Consider the following 18,070-nt stretch of genomic DNA (forward strand, 5'->3'; position numbering starts at 1 on the left):
CGGCCTGCTCCTTTCGCCCGTACGCGGGTCAGAGTTCCAGGACGAGCCGCGGGGACCGGGCCCGCGACACGCAGATCATCATGGTGTCGCCGGCCGCGCGTTCCTCGTCGGTGAGCAGCGAGTCCCGGTGATCGGGGGTGCCGTCGAGCACGACGGTCTCACAGGTGCCGCAGGTGCCCTCCTGACAGGACGACAACACCTGCACCCCGGCCTCCTCCACCACGCTCAGGATGGATCTGTCCGGCGGGACGGCCAGGGTCAGGCCGGACACCGCCAGCTCGACCTCGAACGCCTCGCGCGGCCCGTCGTCCGCGCCCGCCTTGGGAGCGAACCGCTCGGTGTGCAGGGTGCCGGGCGGCCAGTGCGCGCAGGCCCGCTCGACCGCGGCGAGCAGCGGCTCCGGCCCGCAGCAGTAGACGGCGGTCCCGGGCGCCGGCTCGCCGAGCAGCGCGTCCAGGTCGAGCAGCCCGGTCTCGTCCTGCGGCCGCACGCTGACCCGGTCGCCGTACCGGTCGCACAGCTCCTCACGGAACGCCATCGAGGAGCGGGTCCGGCCGCCGTAGACCAGCCGCCAGTCCGCGCCGGCCGCCTGGACCGCGGCGGCCATCGGCACGATCGGGGTGATCCCGATGCCGCCCGCGACGAACAGGTACCGCTCGGCGGGCACCAGGGCGAAGTGGTTGCGCGGCCCGCGGACGCGCACCGTGTCGCCCTCGGCGAGCCGGTCGTGCACGTGCCGGGAGCCGCCCCGGCCGTCCGGCTCGCGCAGCACCGCGACCCGCAGGGTCGTGGCGTCCGCCGGGTCGCCGCACAACGAGTACTGCCGGACCAGACCCGGGGCCAGCAGCAGGTCCACGTGCGCGCCGGGCTCCCAGGACGGCAGTGGGCCGCCGTCCCCGGACCGGAACGTGAGCCGCGCCACGCCGTCCGCGACGATCTCCTTGCGGGCGAGCACCACGTCCAGCTCGGTCTCGGCGCGCACCGCGGCGCCCGCGATCGTCCCGGCCGTCATGCGCCCTCCCCGCCGGCGGGCGGGTGGTGTCCCTCCGGGTGGGCGAGCAGCCACTCCCACAGCTCGACCGGATCCTCCGAGAGGTGCCGCGCCCCGCAGTGGCAGGCGCCGTCCAGCACGTCCGTGCCCGGCGTCCAGTCGATCCGGTAGACGGCGCCACCGCCGGGCGGCCCCGCCGAGGTCACGACGGCACTGCCTGGGAGGACCGGACGGACGCGGCGGCCGAGCTTTCCGCGACCATCCGCTTGAGGATCCGCCGGGCGGCCAGCGCTCCGGTGTCGATGTTGATCGACAGCTCCTGGTAGCCCTCCGGCTCGTTCGCGATCACCTTCTCCAGCAGGTCGAGCGCGACCACGTCCTGCATGACGACGGTGCGGTTGCTCTCGGCGAGGAAGGCGGTCACCTCCTCGTCGTCGAGGGCGAAGTCGCGGGCCACCGCCCAGAAGTCGAGCGTGGTGTTCTCGGTCTCCGGCGTGATGGCGTAGACGATCTCGACGTGGAAGCCGTTCGGGTCGGTGCCGTCCTCGTTCGGCAGCACGCCGACCGGCGCGATCCGGCTGTGCAGCAGGTACAGGCACGGCGGGTGGTACTCGATGTCCTGCCAGCGGGTGATCCGGCCCTGGATGCCGGTGGACTTGGCGTAGAACGGCGGGCACTCCGCGTCGGCCATGTGCCGGCTGACGTGGATGACCGCGTTCTCCTCGTCCACCTCGGTGGTGATCGGGGTGTCGGCCACCTCGGGCGTGCCGATGTAGCCGCCGTGCAGGTAGGTCTCGTGGGAGAGGTCCATCAGGTTGTCGACCAGGAGCTGGTAGCGGGCGGCCAGCGGCTCCATCCCGCACACCACCGTGTAGCGGGAGTCGTCCAGCCAGGGCGCCCTGGGGATCAGCGCGGGGTCCGCGAGGTCGCGGTCGCCGATCCACACCCAGATGAAGGAGTCCTGCTCCACCACCGGGTACGAGGCCACCCGGGCGGTGCGCGGGATCCTGGTCTGCCCGGGGACGAAGACGCAGGCGCCGCCCTTGTCGTAGGTGAAGCCGTGATAGCCGCAGACGATCGTGTCGCCCTCCAGCCTGCTCTCCGACAGCGGGTAGCGCCGGTGCACGCACCGGTCGGCCAGCGCGACGGGCTCGCCCTCCGTGGTCCGGTAGAGGACCAGCGGCTCGCCGAGGATCGTCCTGGCGAGCAGATCGCGCCCGACCTCGCGAGCATAAGCGGCGACATACCACTGGTTGCGCACGAAAGCAGTCATGTGGGATTCAGAGCTCCTTCGAACCTGCGGGTCGTCTCCCACTATCCGGATCGGGCCGATCGGAATCAGCGGCGTTTTCACTGGATGGAAGGATTCTCTGCCCGGTCGGCCACACCGACCGTGACGATCCGGGGAAACCGAGGGCCGATGCACGCGTCTCCACGGACATCCACGTCGCGAAACAGGAACTCGACGGGGCGGTGGCACTTCGGCCTGGTTCTTGCCCTTCCGCCCGAACAGCCGCCCTGGCGACTCGGGCGTCACGCGGAATCTCGCTGTGCGCCCTCGGCCCGATCACGCTCAGACCGCGATCTGGGCCCCTGCTGATCAACGAGACGACAAGAGCTGCCTAAGAACGGAATGGCGGCGTTTGTCGTCTCACGGCGCCGGAGATCCACACGATGCGGAAATAGCTCCATCGAGGGTTATCCGGGGCATTCTTCGGCATGGATGGCGGAGATGCTCGAGCGTCTAGAGGAATCGATTCCTTTTCGGGGAGAATCGCTATGTCCAAGTTCAAGAGTCTCGTCGGACTGCTCGCCGCGAGCGCCGCGTTGACCGGTGGGGCGGTCGCGCTGGGCGCCGCCACCACCGTCACCGCGGCGAGCGCCGCTATCGTCCAGGCCGGCGGCTACATCCCCCCGCCGGCCCCGGTGGCGAAGCCGGTCGCGGTGGCGCCGTCGGTCAGCTTCCCCAGATGGAGCAGCAGCCGCAACCGCAACTGGAACCGCAACCACAACCGCAACCACCAGCGGCAGCGCGACGACCAGCGCCAGCACCAGCGTCAGCGCCAGAGCGTGATCAATAACATCCGGGTCAGCCAGCCGGAGGTGCGGCGGGAGCGCGAGGACAGGGAGGTCAGGGAGGACCGGGGCCTCGACATCCCGGCTGCCGCCCTTCTCGCCCAGCTCGTCGCGGCCCGCGGCGGCAACGGCGGCAACGGCGGCGCGATCGCCGGCGGCGGCAACAACAACGCCAACGGAGGCAACGGCGGCAACGGCAACGCCGCAGGCACCGGCTTCCTGATCGGCTTTCCCATCCGGGATTAAATAAGCACATTCTGCGGCCGTAGACCGCCGAGCCGGTCGGTCTCACCCTGCCGGAAACCGGCGGTATGTGCCGTCACCACACCCCGGAAGACCATTTCAACGGCCTTCACGTTCCACAAGGACGAGGTTCTTCCTGACCCGTCGTTCGCGAAGAGCGCGGGCAGGCCAGGAGGGGCCACACCGGTCCCGGACGTTGAAAAGGCACCGGCCCGAAAATACGCAAGGTCCGGGTCTCCTGGACACCGGCACGCCGGGCTCGGCGTCGTCGCCCTGCGCGAGCGGCGGCGCCTGGCCCGGCTCGCCGAGGCCGGGGTGCCCGCCCGGCACTCTGGTCGGCCCGGCGGGGCAGGCCGTTGGCGCCACGTTCTCCCTGCTCGCCGTCGCGAGAGGGTGCGGGGAATGGTGGATCACAGTGCCGGGTCCCGAGCTGCGGCTCAGCGCCGGTAGGGGCGGGTGGACGGGCACGTCGCAAGCGCCGCGCAAACCGGGTGCAAGCGAGCACCGGTACCGTCCTGATCATGTCGACACGATGGCTCGCGGGCGCGGCCGCGACGATGGCCGCCGCCGCGCTGTTGCTCCCCTCCCCCGCCTCCGCGTCCGCCTCCGGGACGCGGTCGGGTGGCCACGCCGTTCCGGGCGCTCCGGCCGCCGCCCGGACCGCTCCGGCCGCGCCGGCGACGGTCGCCAAGCGGCTGTTCGGCGCCTGGCTGCGCCGCGACCGCGCGGCGGCGGCCCGGGTCGCCTCGCCGTCCGCGGTGAACACGTTGTTCTCCTACGTCTATCGCGCGCCGGACGGCTTCGCCGGGTGCACGGGGAACCGGTGCCGGTTCACGCACACCAGCGTCCGGGTGCCGGGCGGCCTGAACGGGATCCTGATGATCGTCTCGGGGACGAAGGTGAACCGGGTCTACGAGTCCCGCCACCTCACCCGCCCGTCGACGGCGGCGGCGTACCTGTTCTCCGCCTGGCAGAAGGGTGATCGCGACCGCGGGCTGGAGGTCGCCTCGACGGCGGCCGTCTCCTCCCTGTTCCGCACGAAGTACGACCCGGCCGGCGTGACGTACTACCCCCAGGGGTGCACGGCCGAGCCGAAGGGCTTCAGCTGCGCCTACTCGTACGAGGGCGGGGCCATGCTGATGCACGTCACCGGGACGCGCTCGTCCGGGTACGAGGTGCGCTCGATCAGCTATATCGCGGACTGACCGGAAACGCGGCGGACGCGGTTTCCCGGTGAATGTGCGTTCACCGGAAACCGGGCGCGGCGGGCGACGCCCTCCGGGATGGGCGCCGCCCGCCGCGGTTCCGGGCCGGGGCGGCTCGCGTCAGACCCGCCCGTGCTCGTGCTCCTCCAGCCACGACCACATCTCCCGGGGGTCGGCGCTGGTGTACGTCCGCCCGCACCAGCACTCGCCCGCCAGCTCGCTGACGGTCCCCAGGAAGGTCACGCGGAGCACACCTTCGCCGTTCACGACCGGCCCCGCTCCTGCGGGTGCGTGGCCAGCGCCTCGACGGTGACGTCCAGCCAGGGGGCCATCGGCAGCGACATCAGCGCGTCGTGCAGCTCCGCGGGGTCCGCCGCCTCGTACAGGCCCACCGTCGCGGTACGGCCGGGCACCCGCCACAACCGCTTCAGGATGCCCGCGGCCCGTAGCTCCTCCGCGCGGGCGCGCTCGGCCTTCCGCAGCTCCTCCCGCTGCTCGGCGGGGGTCGTCGGGGGCAGCCGGTTCTCGGACCTGACGAGGAACTCCACGTCGTCTTCCTTCCTCTCCAGCGTTCTTGATCGTTTCTGTGGCGGGCTCCGCCGGGCTCAGCCGCCGGCCAGCTCCATCAGGACGTGGGCCAGCGCCTCGGGCGCGGTGACCATCGCCTCGTGCCCGGTGTCCAGCTCGCGGACCGGCCAGCCGAGCCGCCTGGCGCGCTCCGCCTGCCCCTGGAAGACCCGCATCCAGCTCACGCACTCGACGAACGCCGCGGGCACGCCGTGCGCCGCGCCGGTCAGCCGCAGCGGATCGGTGTACGTCTTCCACGGATGCGGGGTCAGCCTGGGGGTCAGCCAGTCCACGTCGGCCTGCTCGGTCACCCCGAGCACGGACAGCGAGCGGACCGGGACCAGCCAGCCGAAGCCGGGCCCGGCGGCGGACTCGGCCCAGTGGTGGGCCACCGTCTCCGGGAGGAGGTCCCGCGCGGCCTCGCCGTCCGCGCCGACGAACGCGTCCAGGTGGACGCGCCTGGCGATCGCGGCGGGCCGCCGGTCCGTCACCCCGGTGATCACCTGCCCCGCGTAGCTGTGCCCGACCAGCACCACGTCCGTCAACTGGAGCGTGTCGAGCAGGCGGACCACGTCCTCGACGTGGGTGTCCAGCCCGACGAGCGGGGAGAGCAGGTGCGCCCGTTCGGACAGCCCGGTCAGCGTCGGCGTGTGGACCTCGTGGCCGGCGGCCCGCAGCAGCGGCGCCACCCGGTCCCAGCACCAGCCGCCGTGCCAGGCTCCGTGGACCAGGACGAAGGTGCTCATCGGGCGGCCACCGCCGCCTCGCGCGCCGCCATCTTCTCCAGCAGGCGGCGGCCGCGCAGGCCCGCCACGTCGGAGCGGATGCTGGACTCGCGGGCGCCCGGCGCCTCGCTGGCGACCATGACCTCCTGGATCTCCAGTGCGTCCACGTCCTCCTTCATCACGGCGAGCTGCTGCTGGAGCTGGAACTCCGACAGCTTCTCGTCGTCGATGAGGTAGTCGCGGCCGAGGGCGAAGAAGTCGTGCGTCTCGGTCTCGGTGGCCGGGGTCATCCCGTAGATGACCTTCATGTGGAAGCCCTCCGGCTCCTCGGTGCCGGTCGGCGCCAGCCGCATGTTGAGCTGGAAGACGCCCGGGGCGTAGAAGTCGCCGTCCTGCCAGCGGTCGATCGGCGAGGTCAGCCCCATCGACTTCTCGTAGAAGGGCGGCGCCTCGATGCCGACCATGTGCCGGGTGAAGGACACCCGGTCGCCCTCGCTGGTCACGTCGATCGGGGTCGCGGCGACCGCCGCGTTGCCGATGCTGCTCGGGTGCAGGAACGTCTCGTGGGTCAGGTCGAGCAGGTTCTCCACGAGCAGGAGCTGCCTGGCCTTCAGCGGCACGACGCCGTGCACGTGGGTCCAGCCGGGATCGGTCAGCCAGGAGGTGTCGGGCAGCAGGGCGGGGTCGGCCAGCTCCGGGTCACCCGGCCAGATCCACACCACGCCGTCCCGCTCCACCAGCGGGAACCTGTGCACGGACGCCTTGGGCCTGTCGGACTGCTCGGCGACGCCGACGCAGCCGCCGGAGCCGTCGATCCGGTACCCGTGGTAGTTGCACTCGATGACGTCGCCGTCCAGCCGGCCCAGCGAGAGCGGGTACTTCCGGTGCGGGCAGCGGTCCTCGATCGCGTTGACCATGCCGTCCTGCAGGCGGTAGAAGCAGACGGGGCGGCCGACGATCCAGCGCTGCATGAGTGTGCGGCCGATCTCGTCGGACCACGCGCCGATGTACCAGCCGTTCTTCACCAGCGGTGTCAGCGAACCCATGGGGATACTCCTCAGTGAAACGGTGCGGGTGCTGCCTTCAGGAACCTGCGGCGTCGCGGTCGCGGGCCGTCATCCGGCAGCCGGTCCAGGCCAGCAGCGGGTGCGCGCCGGCCTCGACGCAGGTGTCGACGTCGAGGGTGGCCAGCGCGGCGGCCTCGGCGTCGGAGAGTCCGTACTCGGCGACCAGGCCCTGCGGGTCGTCGAGGTAGCGGCGGCGCAGGGCCGGGTCACGGAAGTCGCGGAGCAGCCGGTTGAACGCGTAGTTCGCCGGGTCCGGGTACCGGTAGAAGTTGTAGCCCTCGTTCTTGAACTCGAAGGGGGGCGTGCGGCTCACGAGGCCACCTCCTCTGCGCTCTTCACGGCGTTCTCGCCGTCGGCGTCCGGCTCGGCCGGATCCCAGACGACGACGCCCTGCCCGTGGTGCCACACCTTCTGGTAGCTGAGCACCCGGCCCGGGGCCCGGCGGCCCATCGCGCCCCACAGCACGAACCAGGCGAGCATCTCGCCCTCGCCGACCTCGTCGAGCTGCGGCGGGGTCAGGTCGAGGATCGGGTCCAGGTCGTTCGCCTCGATCCGCTCGATGATCCACTCGTCGAAGGCGAACTCCGGCTGCGGGTAGCGCGGCGTGCCGGGGAAGTGCGACATGCCGCCGCTGGCCAGGATGGCGACCCGCTCGGGACGGCCCGCGATCACCTCGCCGATCGCCCGGCCCAGCGCCTCGCAGCGCCGCCCGCTCGGCAGCGGCGGCAGGTAGACGTTGACCAGCAGCGGGATGACCGGGATGTCCCGGTCGCCGAGCACGAACCGGAACGGCGTGGCGAACGCGTGGCCCAGCTCGGCCCGCTGCGAGTACGCCATGTCGAAGCCGCGCTCGATCAGCCCGTCGAGCAGGGCGGTGGCCAGCTCCCGGTGGATCGGGTGCCGGAAGTGCTCTCCGCCGAACTCGCCGGTGGCGTGCTCCCCGGTGACCAGGGTGAACGTCGGCACCAGGTCGAGCGAGAAGGTCTCCAGGTGGTCGGTGCCGACCACGAGCAGCACGTCCGGCCGCGTCTCGTCGAGGACGCGCCCCAGTTCGAGCAGCGCGTTGCGGCTGGCTTCGAGCTTCTCCTCCTCCTCGCCGGCGAACTTCTGCAGCAACTGGGGCGCGTGCACCCCGGCCATAGCGGCGACGATCTCACCCATCACTGCCTCCCCTGGCCGGCTCCTCCGGCTCCTCGTCCACGTAGGTCACGCCGAGTCGCGCGAGCGTCTCGCGCATGCCGTACAGGTCCAGGCCGAGCACCCCGGCCTGGAACTTCTCGCGCTTGCCCTGCTCGGCGGCCTCCCTGGCCAGCGCCTTGGCCGCCACCTGCGCGGCGTCCTCGCGCCGCACGACCAGCACGCCGTCGTCGTCGGCGACGATCACGTCGCCCGGCCGGATGTACGCTCCGGCGACCACCACCGGGACGTTCACCGAGCCGGGGGTGGCCTTGACCGTGCCCTGCGCGGAGATCGCCCGCGACCAGGCGGGGAACCCCATCGCGGTCAGCTCGGCGACGTCGCGCACGCCCGCGTCGATGACCAGGCCGCGCACTCCCCTGGCCGCGAGCTGGGTGGCGAACAGCTCGCCGAACATGCCGTCGGTGGACAGCGACGTGGTGGCGACGACCAGCACGTCGCCGGGGCCGCACTGCTCGATGCAGGCGTGGATCATCAGGTTGTCGCCGGGCTGGCTGAGCACGGTGACGGCCCGGCCCGCGACGCGCGCGCCCGGGTAGATCGGGCGCAGCACGGCGTCGGTGAGGCCGCGGCGGCCCATCGCCTCGTGCACGGTGGCCACCCCGAGCCGCTCGAACACCGCGACGGCCTCGGGGTCGGGCCGGCGCCGGGTCCGTACGATCACGTGCCCGCTCATCGCAGCTCGTCCCCCACGGTCGGGAAGGTCCGCTGGTACGCCTCGGCGTGCGTGACCGTCTTCGGCGCGCCGTTGCGCACCGCCTGGACGCCGCGGCGCAGGCCGAGGTCGGTGTAGTAGCGGACCAGGTGCTCCTGGGCGGTCATGCGGTTCATCGCCTCGGCCTTCACGTCGAAGACCGGAGAGATGTCCAGCAGCAGGTCCGGCGCGAACCCGCACACCTCCGGTTGGTGCGGCTCGAACTGGAACACCTGCGCCGCGCCGAGCGGGCGGGTGCTCCGGTCGTGCCCGTGCGCCTGGGCGACCATCCGGGTGAGCAGGGTGGTCTCGTGCGCCTGGTTGTGGTCCCGGTTGTACGGGTCGTTCGCGACGTGGGTGAGCAGGATGTCGGGCTGCCGCTCGCGCATCACGCCGACGATCCGGTCCACGGCGTCCTCGCCGACGCGCAGCGGGTAGTCGCCGAGGTCGAGGAACTCGATGCTCGCGCCGAGCACCTCGGCCGCGGCGGACGCCTCGGCCCGCCTGGCCTCCTTGACCCGTTCGACGGTCATCCCCTCCTGTTTCCACAGGCCCTGCGACTCGCCTCGTTCGCCGTAGCTCAGGCACAGCACGTGCACGCTGGAGCCGCGCCGCGCGGACAGCGCGATGGCGCCGCCCGCGCGCCAGACGAAGTCGCCGGAGTGCGCGCTGATCACCAGCACGGAGGGGTGCCGGGGGATGTCTGACATGGTGATGTCCTGCTCCATTCACGAGAGGGGGTTCGCGGGAGGGGATGCGCCGGGGGACTCGCGGGGGGCGCCGCGGCGGGAGGGACGCCCGGTGGCGGCGGCCGGGCCGTCGTCGGAGGGCGGGTCAGAGGGTGCGGTCAGAGTGCCCGGTCGGGGGGCCCGGTCGGGGGGCGCCGTCAGAGGTCCAGAACCAGCCGGGCGCCCCGGCAGCGGGAGACGCAGATCATCATCGTGTCGCCCACGGCCTTCTCCTCGTCGGTGAGCAGCGAGTCGCGGTGGTCCGGCTCGCCCTCCAGCACGGCGGTCTCGCAGGTGCCGCAGATGCCCTCGGTGCAGGAGGACAGCACGTCCACCCCGGCCCGCTCCACGGCGTCCAGGATGCTGGTGTCCGCGGGCACCGCGACGGTGAGCCCGGAGCGGGCGCAGACGACGTCGAATGCGGTGTCGGCCGCGCCGTTCTCCACCGGGGCCGCGGCGAACCGCTCGACGTGCAGCGCGCCGGCGGGCCAGGCCCGGCAGCGCAGCTCGACCGCCTCGATCAGGCCGGCCGGGCCGCAGCAGTAGACCAGGGTGTCCGCGGCGGGGGCGCCGAGCAGCGCGTCCAGGTCGAGCGGGCCGACCTCGTCCTGCGGGTGGATCCGGACCCGGTCGCCGTACCGGGACAGCTCGTCGAGGAACGCCATCGAGGCGCGGGCGCGTCCGCCGTAGTGCAGCACCCAGTCCGCTCCGGCGGTGTCCGCCTCCTTGATCATCGGCAGCAGCGGGGTGATGCCGATGCCGCCGGCCACGAACAGGTACCGGCCGGACGGCCGCAGCGCGAAGTTGTTGCGCGGGCCGCGCACCCGTAGGGTGGCGCCCTCGGCGAGCTCGTCGGCGATCCAGCGGGAGCCGCCGCGGCCGTCGGCCTCGCGCAGCACCGCGATCCGCCAGCGGGCGGAGTCGGCCGGGTCGCCGCAGAGCGAGTACTGGCGGGTCGGCCCGCCGGGGATCACCACGTCGATGTGCGCGCCGGGCGTCCACGCGGGCAGCGCGCCGCCGGACGGCAGCGCGAACTCCACGCCGACGACGCCCTCGGCCCGGTCCCGGCGGGCGACGACGACGAGGTCGGCTTCGAAGTCCGAGACGGTGCGGGTCGTGGACGCGCGGGCGTCGAGGACGGTGGACGCGATCACGATGGCGCTGACCTCCCTGGCGTTGTCACAGGTGTGCGGCGCGGCCAGGCGGCCGTGCCCATGGACAACCCTAGGAATCCGGGCCGCGCGGGTAATCGGCCCGATGTCAGCACCGGGGCGACCGATGCGGCCGGTCGGGTCTACGTCATCCGTCGCGGTTCCGGCGGTTTCTCCCCGCCGGGCGGGTCAGGCGGGCGGCGGGATGAGGCCCTCGCGGATGGCGAGCAGCGCCGCCTGGGTGCGCGAGGAGAGCTGGAGCTTGGTCAGCACGTTGCTGACGTGGGTCCGCGCGGTGCGCTCGCTGATCGCCAGCCGATCGGCGATGTCCCGGTTGGAGTTGCCCTGCGCGACCAGGGTGAGGATCTCCCGCTCCCGCGCGGTCAGCGCGTTGAGCCCGACGTGCGGCGCGGCCATCCGCCGGGTGAGCTGGCGGGCCACGGCGGAGTCCAGGTGCACCTCGCCGTCGGCGGCGGCCCGGACGGCGGTGACCACCTCGTCCGGGTCGGCGTCCTTGAGCAGGTAGCCGGCCGCGCCGGCGGCGAGCGCGGCGTGCACCCGCTCCGCCTCGCCGAAGCTGGACAGCACGACGACCTTCACCTCGGGGTGCGCCCGGGTGATCGCCTCGGTCGCCTCCACGCCGCCCATCTTCGGCATCTGCAGGTCCATCAGCACCACGTCCGGCAGCGGCTCGCCGAGGGTCTGCCACTGCCGGAGCTGGGCGACCGCCTGCTGCCCGTCGGCCGCCTCCCCCACCACCTCCAGGGTGGGCACGGTCTCCACGTAGGCGAGCAGGCCCCGCCGTACGATGGCGTGGTCGTCGACCACCATGACACGGATGACCTCGGTCGCGGTCCTCTCGCCGGTCATCGGTTCCTCCCCTCTCCGGTGCCCGCGCGGCGCGTGCCGGGGCCCGGAAGCGTCACGCCGACGGTCCAGCCGCCCTCGGCCCGGGGGCCCGCGGTGAGCAGGCCGCCCCACCGCTGTGCCCGTTCGCGCATGGAGACCAGGCCGAGCGTGTCCCGGCCCGGCCCGCCTGTCGCGGCCTCGCCCGCCGCGCGTCCCTTGCCGCAGCCGTTGTCGGTCACCGCGACCGCGAGGCCGCCGCCGGCCGACCGGCGGAACCTGATCTCCACCGTGCCGGCGCGGGCGTGCTTGACCACGTTGTGCAGGGCCTCCTGGACGATGCGGTACACGTCCTCCTGAACGTCGAGGGCGAGGTCCAGGTCCGCGCCGGGGGGCGCCTGCACGTCCACGACCAGGCCGGTACGCGCCTCGACCCCGGCGGCGTGCGCGCGTACGGCGTCGACGAGGCCGCGCTCGGCCAGGTCGAGCGGGCGCAGCTCGAACACCAGCCCGCGCAGGTCGGCCAGCGCGCTCTGCGAGAGCTCGGCCAGTTCCTCGGCGCCGCGACGCACCCGCGCCGGGTCCGCGTCCGGCCCGTCGAGCTGGGCGCGCAGCGCCTTGGCCTGCATCCGCATGGAGAAGAGCTGCTGCACCACGGAGTCGTGCAGGTCCCGCGCCAGCCGGCGGCGCTCGTGCGATCGGGTCTGCGCCATCAGCGAGGCGATGTCGATGGCGACCGCGGCGTGGTCGGCCATCGCCTCCAGGAAGGCGAGCGAGCCGGCCCCGGGGTCCTCCCCGGGCATGTAGTACGCGTTGATCACACCGACGGTGTGGCCGCGCGCCACCAGCGGCACGGCGGCGAAGCCGTCCCAGTCGGGGTAGCCCATGATCGCGTGCAGCGGGGCCCAGGACGGGTCGGCCATGATGACCCGTTTGCGGTGCCGGACCACCACCGGGGCGCCGCGTTCGAACGCGTCCATGAAGTGCATCCGGGCGCCCAGCCGGCGGCACGCGCTCAGTCGTTCGGTGAAGTCGTGGGCGTCGCCGAATCCGGCCATGCCGAGCACCCGCAGCTCCTCGCGCGGGTCGTCGAGGGCGAGGATCTGCGCCGCCGCGATGTTCCCGGTCATCACCACCTCGCGCGCCACCGCGTCGAGGGTGGCGCGCAGCGAGGCGGTGTCGGCCACGCTGGAGGCGGCCCGGACGATAGCGGTCAGCCGCTCCCGCTGCCTGAGCGCGTCGGTGACGTCGCTGAACCAGACCGCGTGGCCGCCGCCGTCCAGCGGGGCGACGCGGTAGTCGAGGTCGCGCCGCCGCCCGTCCGGCGCGGACCAGGAGGCGCTTGGCCGCTCCCCGGAGGCCGGGTGGTCGTCGAGGGGGAACGGGGCCCGCCGGCCGAGCAGTTCGGCGGCGGCAAGCCCGAGGATGTGCGTGGCGGCGGGGTTGACCGAGGCGAACCGGCCGTCGCGGTCCAGTACGGCCAGGCCGTCGGCGGAAACCTCCAGCAGGACCCGCAGCGTGGACTCGTCCACCGAGCCCGGTTGCCGGGCAGCGCCGACAGGAGGTGCCACGTCGCTCCGTACCTCTGCCTCATGCCACTGTGACTTTCGGCAAAAATAGTACTACAAGGTAAAAATCCGGCAATACGCAACGTGGCGCCCGGACACAGAACGCGTCCGGGCGCCAGGGGAGGTGCCGGTGGTCCTATCCGGCCGCCTCCGCCGCCGCGTCCACCGGCAGCTCCTCCTGGACGGCCGCCCCGCCGCGCAGCCCGAGGATGCCCACGAAGCTGACCAGCGAGAGACCGGCCACGTAGCAGGCGATCACGGTCGAGGAGTTGTAGGCGTCGAACAGCGCGGTCAGCACCAGCGGGGTGACCGCACCGCCGATCATGCCGCCCAGCTGGTACGCGATCGAGATGCCGCTGTAGCGGATCCGGACGTCGAAGATCTCGGTGAACAGGCCGCCCTGCGCACCGGCCATGATGCCCTGCACGATCGCCGCGCCGATGAAGGCGAGCAGCGCCAGCCCGGTGCTCTTGGTGTCGACCAGGGCGAACATCGGGATCGGCCACACCACGGCGGTCAGCGTGCCGATGACGTAGATCTTCTTCGAGCCGAACCGGTCGGAGAGGACGGCCGACACCACGATCGTGCCGATCCACACCAGGGTGGACAGCAGGATCAGGGTGAGCAGCGTGCTCCGGTCGAACCCGACGACCTTGGTGCCGTAGGTGAGCATGTAGACGATCACCGTGAAGCCGACCGCGGGCGGCGCGATGGAGGCCAGGCTGGCCATCAGCAGCTTGCGCGGCTCCCGCCGGAACAGCTCGGAGACCGGGGCCTTGCTGACGCTCTGGGCCTCCTTCATCCGCTCGAACTCCGGGGCGTCGTGCAACCTGCTGCGGACCAGGAAGCCGACCACCACCAGCAGCGCGCTGAGCAGGAACGGGATGCGCCAGCCGTACGACATGAAGGCGTCGTTGGACATGCCGGAGACGGCCAGGAACGCCAGGTTGGAGGTCAGCACGCCGACCGGGACGCCGAACTGGGCGAAGCTGCCGTAGACGGCGCGGCGGCGCGGGGAGGCGTGCTCGGTGGCGATCAGGATCGCGCCACCCCACTCGCCCCCGACACCGAAGCCCTGGACCAGGCGGAGGGTGACGAGCAGCAGCGGCGCCCCGACCCCGATGGCCGCGTAAGTGGGCAGCACACCGATGAGGAAGGTCGAGCCGCCGGTCAGCAGCAGGGTGAGGACCAGCATCGACTTGCGGCCGATCCGGTCACCGAAGTGGCCGATGATCGCGGCGCCCAGCGGCCGGGCGATGAACCCGACGGCGAAGGTGGCGAGGGAGGCGAGGGTGCCCGCCACGGAGGAGAACTCCGGGAAGAACAGGCTTCCGAACACGAGCGCGGCGGCGGTGCCGAAGATGTAGTAGTCGTACCACTCGATGGACGTGCCGACAAAGCTGGCCGCGAAGATGCCCTTTTTGGACGGGCCGGTGGAAGTTGGCGATGGGGCCACGGATGGGTACTCCTCTGGACGCCGGATGGCAGATAAGGGCGTGAGACCTTCCAGAAAGTGTCGGAGGTCTCACGGGCTCTACGGAATGTAAGTGAGCGGGACACGCCGAGTCGTGGGTCTTCTGTGGCGGCGCGCCTACGTCATGTGTCGCGTGACGGGCGGCCGCGCACTCCGGCTCACCCCAGCCTGCGGGTCTCCCCCAAGATCGGCAGTTCGACCAGGCGGGGGCCGCGGTCCGGCGCCACGGCGGCCAGCTCCGCCGCGAGCTCGGCGCCGTCCGCGATCCGCCGGGCGGGCAGGCCGTACCCCTCCGCGATCCGCACCGCGTCCACGCCGGGCAGGTCGAGCCCGGGCGTGCCGGTGACGCCGAGCTGGTCCACGAACCCGCGCAGCGCACCGTACGTGCCGTTGCGCAGCACCACGAACGTGATCGGCAGGTTCCACTGCGCCGCGGTCCACAGCCCGGCGACGCCGTACTGCACCGCACCGTCGCCGAGCACGGCGACCACCGGGCGGCCCGGGTCGGCCAGCGCCACGCCGACCGCCGCGGGCAGCCCGAACCCCAGTCCGCCGGCGGCGGGGAAGAACAGCCCGCGCGGCCCGGCGAGGTCGAGGTGCTCCCAGAACTGGCTGGTGTTCGAGGTGGACTCGTTGACCATGCGGACGCCGCGCGGCAGGGTCCGCGCCATCAGCGCGAACACCCCGCCCGCGCGGAACGGGGCGTCCCCCGGCTCACCCTCGGCGGGACGCTCGATCGGCGCGGGCGCCGGCCGGCCCGGCGTGCCGGGAAGCGCGTCGAGAAGCTGCGCGGCCACCGCGGCGACGTCGGCCACCAGCGCGTCGCCGAAGGCGGCCCGCGCCGCCGACGCCGGGTCGGCGCTCACCGCGACCAGCTCGGCGCCCGCGGGCAGCCACGGCCCCGGCCGGTAGGCGTGGTAGCGGAACACCGGCGCGCCGAGGACCAGCACCAGGTCGTGGCCGGTCAGGTGCTCGGCCACCCCGGCGATGCTCGGCGGCAGCACGCCGCGCCAGAGCGGGTGCCGGGTCGGGAAGGGGCAGCGCGGCGGGGTCGGCGCGGTCCACACGGGCACGGCCAGCCGCTCGGCCAGCGCGACCACCGTCGCGAAGGCCCGCTCGTCGTCCACCTCGGGCCCCACCACCAGGGCCGGAGCCTGCGCCCGGGCCAGCCGGCCGGCCAGCTCGGCGACCAGCTCCGGGGTGGCGGCGCCGGCCGCGCGCACCCGCCGGGCGCCCAGGTGCGCCACCTCGTCCACGTCCACCTCGCGCGCCCAGTCATCCAGCGGCAGCGACACGAACACCGGACCGGCCGGAGGCAGTACGGCCAGGTGGAAGGCCTCCGACAGTGCGCGCGGCACGTCCTGTGCCCTGGCCGGCTCGAACGCCCACTTCACGTGCGGCTCGGGCACCCGGGTCATCGCCGGTTCGGCGAGCACCGAGCCCAGCCCGATCATGGCGCGAGCCTGCTGCCCCGCCGTCACCACCAGCGGCGTGTTCGAGGCGCGGGCGTTGGCCAGGTTGCCCATCGCGTTGCCGAGCCCGGCCGCCGAGTGCAGGTTGACCAGCGCCGGACGGCCGGTGGCCTGGGCGTACCCGTCGGCCATCGCCAGGACCGCCCCCTCGTGCAGCCCGAGCACGTAGCGGAAGTCCGCCGGGAAGCCGTCCAGGAACGGCAGCTCGTTCGAGCCGGGGTTGCCGAACACGGTGGTCAGCCCCCAGGCGCGCAGCAGGTCGTACGTCGTGTCGCGAACGGTCGGCATGGTTCCTCCAAACCATCGACAGGCCGGTCCGGGCGGATCACCCCGGCGGCGAGTCCGCGCACACTAGCCGCCGCGTCGACGGCGGAACAACCGCCGGGGCGCGCGGCCCGGCTACGTCAGATGTCGCGGTCGCAACTGCCGGATCACACCGCCGCGACCAGGTCCGATGCCCGCCGGAATTCGCCGCGCCGCGCTGTAGCGTGGCCCGACGCATGCGGGGACGCGATCCGCGGTCCCGCCCCGCGACGACTTCGAGGTAAGCCATGACCCCACTGGACCAGCTGCCCGAGATCAGGACCCACCTCTACATCGACGGCGAGACACGGGAGGCCGGCGACGCGCTGCGGGTGATCGACCCGGCCGACGGCGCGTCGGTGGTCGGCTACGCCGCGGCCGCCGACGCCAAGCAGGCCGAGTCCGCGGTCGCCGCGGCTCACCGTGCCTTCCCCGCCTGGGCGGCCCTCGCACCGGATGAGCGCGCCGCGCTGCTGACCGCCGCACTGGCGCCGCTGGAGGCGGACCGCCCGGCCACGGCCGAGGTGCTGACCCGCGAGAACGGCAAGATCCGGATGGAGTCCGTCATCGACTCCATCGTGTTCGAGCACCGCTTCCGGCTCGCCGTCGACCTGGCCGGGGAGGTCGGGCGGGTGACCACCCTGCCCGCTCCGCCGTACCGGACCGAGATCTCCTATCTGCCGCTCGGCGTCGTGACGATCATCGTGCCGTTCAACTGGCCGCTCGCGATCCTGGCCGCCTCGCTGCCGCAGGCACTGCTGGCCGGCAACACCGTCGTGGTGAAGCCGCCGCCCACCGCGCCACTGGCGACCGTGCGCAGCGTCGAGATGGTCGCGCGGGCGCTGCCGCCGGGCGTGCTCAACGTGGTCACCGGCGCGGACGCGGAGATCGGCGCGGCGCTGGTCCAGGACGACCGGGTGAAGAAGGTCTGCTTCACCGGCAGCTCGCTCGGCGGCCGGCGGATCATGTCGATGGCCGCGGAGTCGCTGACCCGGGTGGCACTGGAGCTGGGCGGCAACGACCCGGCGATCGTGCTGGCCGACGCCGACCTGGGCCCGGAGGCGATGGGGCGGCTGTTCGGCGGCGTCTTCGACTCCACCGGACAGATCTGCATGGCCACCAAGCGCCTGTACGTGCACCGGTCCCGCTACGACGAGGTGGTGGAGGGCCTGTCGGGGCTGCTCGCCGCCACCCGGCTGGGCCACGGCCTGGCCGAGGGGGTCACCATGGGGCCGTTGCACAGCGCCCGGCAGCGGGACTACGTCCGGGAGCTGCTCGACCAGGCCCGCGCGTCCGGCGCCGAGGTGCGCGAGTACGGCGCGGCCGCCGACGGCCAGGACATCTCCCGCGGCAACTTCCTGCGGCCGTCCCTGGTGCTCGACCCGGCCGACGACGCCCGCGTGGTGGTCGAGGAGCAGTTCGGCCCGACCCTGCCGATCCTGCCGTTCGACGACGAGGACGACGCGGTGGCCCGGGCCAACGACACCTGGTCGGGGCTGTGCTCCTCGGTCTGGACGGCGGACCCCGAGCGGGCCGCCGCCATCGCGGCCCGGCTGCGCACCGGCTACACGTTCGTGAACACGCACGGCGCGGCGCACCTGGACGAGCGGGCGCCGTTCGGCGGGTTCGACCACAGCGGCATGGGCCGAGAGATGGGCGTCGAGGGCATCCGGGAGTTCATGGACACCCACTCGGTGGGCTTCCCCGCCTGACCCGCACGCGGAACGCCGGTCGCCCGGCCACGGGCGACCGGCCCAGTGCGT

The 18,070-nt window shown here is 73.0% G+C and carries 19 protein-coding genes; 3 read left to right on the plus strand and 16 right to left on the minus strand.

The features are described 5' to 3' along the window. Positions 1-28: 28 nt before the first annotated feature. The 3 genes from AWQ68_RS29370 to AWQ68_RS29380 are packed head-to-tail and all read right to left on the minus strand — an operon-like array spanning position 29 to position 2,264. The gene (locus AWQ68_RS29370; protein WP_066946326.1) at positions 29-1,012 is read right to left on the minus strand and encodes a PDR/VanB family oxidoreductase; all 984 of its coding nucleotides are present in this window, start codon (positions 1,010-1,012) and stop codon (positions 29-31) included. Then, positions 1,009-1,197 carry a hypothetical protein gene (locus AWQ68_RS29375; RefSeq protein WP_066946329.1) on the minus strand — a complete coding sequence of 63 codons (189 nt, stop codon included), beginning with the start codon at positions 1,195-1,197 and terminating at the stop codon, positions 1,009-1,011. The genes AWQ68_RS29370 and AWQ68_RS29375 overlap by 4 nt, the downstream gene beginning before the upstream one ends. Next, entirely contained in the window at positions 1,194-2,264 is a 1,071-nt protein-coding gene (locus AWQ68_RS29380) for an aromatic ring-hydroxylating dioxygenase subunit alpha (protein WP_066946332.1), read from the minus strand. The genes AWQ68_RS29375 and AWQ68_RS29380 overlap by 4 nt, the downstream gene beginning before the upstream one ends. Positions 2,265-2,770: 506 nt before the next feature. Here AWQ68_RS29380 and AWQ68_RS29385 point away from each other — a divergent pair. Continuing rightward, on the plus strand, positions 2,771-3,313 hold the full coding sequence (locus AWQ68_RS29385; protein WP_066946335.1) for a hypothetical protein: 543 nt from the start codon (positions 2,771-2,773) through the stop codon (positions 3,311-3,313). A 518-nt stretch (positions 3,314-3,831) separates the two neighbouring features. Further along, positions 3,832-4,515 carry a hypothetical protein gene (locus AWQ68_RS29390; protein WP_157545869.1) on the plus strand — a complete coding sequence of 228 codons (684 nt, stop codon included), beginning with the start codon at positions 3,832-3,834 and terminating at the stop codon, positions 4,513-4,515. A 120-nt stretch (positions 4,516-4,635) separates the two neighbouring features. Here AWQ68_RS29390 and AWQ68_RS42875 read toward each other — a convergent pair whose 3' ends face one another. The 13 genes from AWQ68_RS42875 to mdlC form a co-directional block, all read right to left on the minus strand. Next, complete coding sequence (locus tag AWQ68_RS42875; RefSeq protein ID WP_157545871.1) at positions 4,636-4,782, minus strand: hypothetical protein; 147 nt, start codon at positions 4,780-4,782, stop codon at positions 4,636-4,638. Then, a complete protein-coding gene (locus tag AWQ68_RS29395; protein WP_066946341.1) occupies positions 4,779-5,063 on the minus strand; it encodes a muconolactone Delta-isomerase family protein in 285 nt (94 codons plus the stop codon). Before AWQ68_RS29395 ends, AWQ68_RS42875 begins: the two co-directional genes overlap by 4 nt. Positions 5,064-5,120: 57 nt before the next feature. Next, on the minus strand, positions 5,121-5,828 hold the full coding sequence (locus AWQ68_RS29400; RefSeq protein ID WP_066946344.1) for an alpha/beta hydrolase: 708 nt from the start codon (positions 5,826-5,828) through the stop codon (positions 5,121-5,123). Further along, positions 5,825-6,853: a Rieske 2Fe-2S domain-containing protein gene (locus AWQ68_RS29405; protein ID WP_084464525.1), complete on the minus strand. Its 1,029-nt coding sequence runs from the start codon at positions 6,851-6,853 to the stop codon at positions 5,825-5,827. Before AWQ68_RS29405 ends, AWQ68_RS29400 begins: the two co-directional genes overlap by 4 nt. A gap of 37 nt (positions 6,854-6,890) precedes the next feature. After that, a complete protein-coding gene (locus AWQ68_RS43750; RefSeq protein ID WP_066946347.1) occupies positions 6,891-7,187 on the minus strand; it encodes a hypothetical protein in 297 nt (98 codons plus the stop codon). Beyond that, complete coding sequence (locus AWQ68_RS29415; RefSeq protein ID WP_066946350.1) at positions 7,184-8,035, minus strand: DODA-type extradiol aromatic ring-opening family dioxygenase; 852 nt, start codon at positions 8,033-8,035, stop codon at positions 7,184-7,186. Before AWQ68_RS29415 ends, AWQ68_RS43750 begins: the two co-directional genes overlap by 4 nt. After that, complete coding sequence (locus AWQ68_RS29420) at positions 8,028-8,747, minus strand: 4-carboxy-4-hydroxy-2-oxoadipate aldolase/oxaloacetate decarboxylase (protein WP_066946354.1); 720 nt, start codon at positions 8,745-8,747, stop codon at positions 8,028-8,030. Before AWQ68_RS29420 ends, AWQ68_RS29415 begins: the two co-directional genes overlap by 8 nt. After that, positions 8,744-9,475 (minus strand): PIG-L deacetylase family protein, encoded by a 732-nt coding sequence (locus AWQ68_RS29425; RefSeq protein WP_066946477.1) that lies wholly within the window; start codon positions 9,473-9,475, stop codon positions 8,744-8,746. The genes AWQ68_RS29420 and AWQ68_RS29425 overlap by 4 nt, the downstream gene beginning before the upstream one ends. Positions 9,476-9,651: 176 nt before the next feature. Then, on the minus strand, positions 9,652-10,647 hold the full coding sequence (locus AWQ68_RS29430) for a PDR/VanB family oxidoreductase (protein WP_245656191.1): 996 nt from the start codon (positions 10,645-10,647) through the stop codon (positions 9,652-9,654). 186 nt (positions 10,648-10,833) lie between these two features. Continuing rightward, positions 10,834-11,514, minus strand: coding sequence for a response regulator transcription factor (locus AWQ68_RS29435; RefSeq protein WP_066946356.1), 681 nt, complete (start codon positions 11,512-11,514; stop codon positions 10,834-10,836). Beyond that, entirely contained in the window at positions 11,511-13,061 is a 1,551-nt protein-coding gene (locus AWQ68_RS29440) for a sensor histidine kinase (protein WP_218007088.1), read from the minus strand. Before AWQ68_RS29440 ends, AWQ68_RS29435 begins: the two co-directional genes overlap by 4 nt. A 133-nt stretch (positions 13,062-13,194) precedes the next feature. Beyond that, on the minus strand, positions 13,195-14,514 hold the full coding sequence (locus AWQ68_RS29445) for an MFS transporter (RefSeq protein WP_066946360.1): 1,320 nt from the start codon (positions 14,512-14,514) through the stop codon (positions 13,195-13,197). Between the two features lie 176 nt (positions 14,515-14,690). Further along, positions 14,691-16,292, minus strand: coding sequence for a benzoylformate decarboxylase (gene mdlC, locus AWQ68_RS29450; protein ID WP_066946362.1), 1,602 nt, complete (start codon positions 16,290-16,292; stop codon positions 14,691-14,693). A gap of 263 nt (positions 16,293-16,555) precedes the next feature. Here mdlC and AWQ68_RS29455 point away from each other — a divergent pair, with 263 nt between their 5' ends. Further along, the gene (locus AWQ68_RS29455; protein WP_066946365.1) at positions 16,556-18,019 is read left to right on the plus strand and encodes an aldehyde dehydrogenase family protein; all 1,464 of its coding nucleotides are present in this window, start codon (positions 16,556-16,558) and stop codon (positions 18,017-18,019) included. The last annotated feature ends 51 nt before the right edge of the window (positions 18,020-18,070 follow it).

Origin of the sequence: Microtetraspora fusca (genome assembly GCF_001570365.1) — a bacterium.
In the GTDB taxonomy this organism is placed as follows: domain Bacteria; phylum Actinomycetota; class Actinomycetes; order Streptosporangiales; family Streptosporangiaceae; genus Microtetraspora; species Microtetraspora fusca.

Excerpts from the sequence above, each read along its gene's own strand:
- mdlC (WP_066946362.1), bottom strand. The coding sequence starts at position 16,292 with ATGCCGACCGTTCGCGACACGACGTACGACCTGCTGCGCGCCTGGGGG.
- AWQ68_RS29415 (WP_066946350.1), bottom strand. The coding sequence starts at position 8,035 with ATGGGTGAGATCGTCGCCGCTATGGCCGGGGTGCACGCGCCCCAGTTG.
- AWQ68_RS29400 (WP_066946344.1), bottom strand. The coding sequence starts at position 5,828 with ATGAGCACCTTCGTCCTGGTCCACGGAGCCTGGCACGGCGGCTGGTGC.
- AWQ68_RS29405 (WP_084464525.1), bottom strand. The coding sequence starts at position 6,853 with ATGGGTTCGCTGACACCGCTGGTGAAGAACGGCTGGTACATCGGCGCG.
- AWQ68_RS29455 (WP_066946365.1), top strand. The coding sequence starts at position 16,556 with ATGACCCCACTGGACCAGCTGCCCGAGATCAGGACCCACCTCTACATC.
- AWQ68_RS29390 (WP_157545869.1), top strand. The coding sequence starts at position 3,832 with ATGTCGACACGATGGCTCGCGGGCGCGGCCGCGACGATGGCCGCCGCC.
- AWQ68_RS29435 (WP_066946356.1), bottom strand. The coding sequence starts at position 11,514 with ATGACCGGCGAGAGGACCGCGACCGAGGTCATCCGTGTCATGGTGGTC.
- AWQ68_RS29370 (WP_066946326.1), bottom strand. The coding sequence starts at position 1,012 with ATGACGGCCGGGACGATCGCGGGCGCCGCGGTGCGCGCCGAGACCGAG.
- AWQ68_RS29380 (WP_066946332.1), bottom strand. The coding sequence starts at position 2,264 with ATGACTGCTTTCGTGCGCAACCAGTGGTATGTCGCCGCTTATGCTCGC.
- AWQ68_RS29385 (WP_066946335.1), top strand. The coding sequence starts at position 2,771 with ATGTCCAAGTTCAAGAGTCTCGTCGGACTGCTCGCCGCGAGCGCCGCG.
- AWQ68_RS29425 (WP_066946477.1), bottom strand. The coding sequence starts at position 9,475 with ATGTCAGACATCCCCCGGCACCCCTCCGTGCTGGTGATCAGCGCGCAC.
- AWQ68_RS29420 (WP_066946354.1), bottom strand. The coding sequence starts at position 8,747 with ATGAGCGGGCACGTGATCGTACGGACCCGGCGCCGGCCCGACCCCGAG.